The following is a 2,317-nucleotide window of genomic DNA, read 5'->3' as shown; positions in this document are numbered from 1 at the left end:
ATCCAAAGCGAATGGGCTCGCCGGTGGCCGTCGGAATCTTGTCATTCTTGGCAGCCGCGTCCTTCGCCGTACTGCTGGGCTGGCTGGCCGTGGAGTTCACCGTAAGGTTGACCGGCACATTCGAGGTCATTGCCAGCATCGTCGGCTGGATCCTTTGGCCGCTGTGGATCTGAGACGCGAGACGCTAGCGAATCCGGATGATGCGCGTGTTCGGCGGCAGCACCTTCACGTAAGGCCCCCACACGCAGACATCGCGCCACTCGCAATGGCCGCGGCTGCACGCCTTCTGGTACTTGCAGGAGCGGCATTTGTAGCGGGGCTTGCAGCCGGTGCAGAGCGCGATTTCCTGGCAGTCCCTGAACACCTTGACCGGCGTGGCGATGGGCGCCGGCGCCGCGCCCTCCTCCAGCCCGCGCGGCGACCAGGACCCGGCGCGGCTGTCTCCGAACGACAACGCAACCAGAGCCAAAAGCCCCGCCAAACCCAGCGTGATGCGTGTGCTGCGCACGGCCGCCCCCCAAAGCGGTGCCCCCACCGCAGCCACAAGAGTGCCCTTAGACCGGCCCCGGATCAAGCGCCGCCTATTTGTCATGCGCGCCAAAGCGGGCATCCAGTACTCACCGATTTTCGCGATATCCCCTTCGAGAGAATACTGGATTGCCCGGTCGAGCCGGGCAATGACACGAAGCAGGCTTTACCGCTTAATGACGACGCCCTCGGGCGCGTGGCGGTGCTCCCAACCGGCCCGTTCCAGCGCCGGCGTGTCGTCCTCGGCTTGCGGATAGCCGAGGCACAGATGACCGACGAAAATCCACTCAGGAGGAACATCCAAAATCTCGGTCATGCGGGAAGGATCGAGGATTGACACCCAGCCGAGCCCGATCCCTTCGGCGCGGGCGGCAAGCCACAGCGTATGCACGGCTGTGACCACCGAGTAGTCGAGCGTCTCCGGCATGGTGAGACGTCCGAGCCCCGCCCCTTGCGCGGTGGTCCGGTCGGAGAACACGGCGATCTGCACCGGCGCGTCGTCGAGCCCGGCCAGTTTGAGCCGCGCATAGAGCGCCGCGCGATCCGGATCCTGCATCTCGAGCGCCTCTTTGTTGCAGGCCTCGAAGCAGGAGCGGATTGCGGCACGGCGCCCGGCATCGTCGACAAGCACGAAGCGCCAGGGCTCCGAGAGGCCCACGGACGGCGACAAGCAGGCTAAACCGATTAGCCGCTCGACCGTGCCTTCAGGCAGAGGCGTTCGTTGGAAGCGCCGCACGTCGCGGCGCCAGCGCAGCAAATCGTAAAGCCGCGCGCGGGTCTCGGCATCGAAGCGCGGTGGCGTGTGTGCCTCCTCCTCGTCCGGGGTGCGTTGCGCGAATTGCTGGCTGAACGGTTCCATGACCGACCGACGTTAACACGGATTGTGACTTGCACAGTCGAGGGCTTTTTGCGCAGAAAGCTGGGCTGTGGCGCGCTGCCAAGTCGCCGGTAAGCTGTATTGAAAGAGGGTGGAGACATGACGCTCACTCCCGAGGCGGTTTATATGAGGTTGGGGCAGCTGGTTGCGGAGATGCCCGAGCTTGCCAAGCCGAGTATGCCCCCTGAGACGCAACTTTGGCTGGGGCGTGTTGTTGCCTTAATCGAAGAAATGGGTGCCACTGGCATATCGGACGCGATCGAGATCAAGTTTGCCACGAGGGATCTCGACTCGCCTCACCCTGGGCTACGGCGCTCCGCTGCAGATAAGATCACTCAAGCTCTCTACCGTTCTCTCGCACGTGCCGAGATTGCAGCACCCGCTACCGTCCAAGGTGCCTTCGTCGCCGCTGGGGACGTGCATGACGCGTTCGCAATCGTTGGAAAGGTTCTCGCTGAGGCGAACTCAGATCTGCTGATCGTCGACCCTTATGCAAACGAGGTGCTTCTTCAGGATTTCGTGGTGACTGCTCCTGAGAACGCGCTCGTGCGGATTTTGACAACCCCGCAGTACAAGGCGGCCCTCCAACCCGCAGTCGAGCGGTGGCGCAAACAGTATGGCAAAGGTCGTCCGTTAGAGGTCCGCATTTCAGGGCCCAAGCTGTTGCATGACCGCCTGATAATTGTGGATCAAACAACCGCGTGGTCCCTGACGCAGTCTTTCAAGGACCTCGCTGCAAGGTCCCCCACATCCATAATTCGGGCGCCGCCAGATATCGCACAGGCAAAAATCGAAGCCTATACCGACTTGTGGAGCAACGCGCAGGCTCTTTAGCTCGATGAAGTTCACCGTCCCAAAAACTGCCGACGAATATTTTGAGCAGACTGAGCACGCGGTAAAGCACGCATACGC

Annotated in this window: 3 protein-coding genes; 1 reads left to right on the top strand and 2 read right to left on the bottom strand. The window is 62.3% G+C overall.

All coding sequences use genetic code 11. The features are described from left to right. Nucleotides 1–184: 184 nt before the first annotated feature. Together ACSLE4_RS07910 and bluB are read right to left on the bottom strand one after the other, a co-directional pair. A complete protein-coding gene (locus ACSLE4_RS07910) occupies nt 185–508 on the bottom strand; it encodes a hypothetical protein (protein WP_435903927.1) in 324 nt (107 codons plus the stop codon). A gap of 186 nt (nt 509–694) precedes the next feature. Then, nucleotides 695–1,387, bottom strand: a complete 693-nt coding sequence (gene bluB, locus ACSLE4_RS07905; RefSeq protein WP_435903926.1) for a 5,6-dimethylbenzimidazole synthase — start codon at nt 1,385–1,387, stop codon at nt 695–697. A 117-nt stretch (nt 1,388–1,504) separates the two neighbouring features. On the opposite strand from bluB, the gene ACSLE4_RS07900 reads away from it, so the two are divergent. Next, nucleotides 1,505–2,239 (top strand): phosphatidylserine/phosphatidylglycerophosphate/cardiolipin synthase family protein, encoded by a 735-nt coding sequence (locus tag ACSLE4_RS07900; RefSeq protein ID WP_435903925.1) that lies wholly within the window; start codon nt 1,505–1,507, stop codon nt 2,237–2,239. The last annotated feature ends 78 nt before the right edge of the window (nt 2,240–2,317 follow it).

The organism is Methyloceanibacter sp., assembly GCF_051306395.1.
Taxonomy (GTDB): domain Bacteria; phylum Pseudomonadota; class Alphaproteobacteria; order Rhizobiales; family Methyloligellaceae; genus Methyloceanibacter.
This window is presented reverse-complemented; position numbering and strand designations above follow the sequence as displayed.

Excerpts from the sequence above, each read along its gene's own strand:
- bluB (WP_435903926.1), bottom strand. The coding sequence starts at position 1,387 with ATGGAACCGTTCAGCCAGCAATTCGCGCAACGCACCCCGGACGAGGAG.
- ACSLE4_RS07900 (WP_435903925.1), top strand. The coding sequence starts at position 1,505 with ATGACGCTCACTCCCGAGGCGGTTTATATGAGGTTGGGGCAGCTGGTT.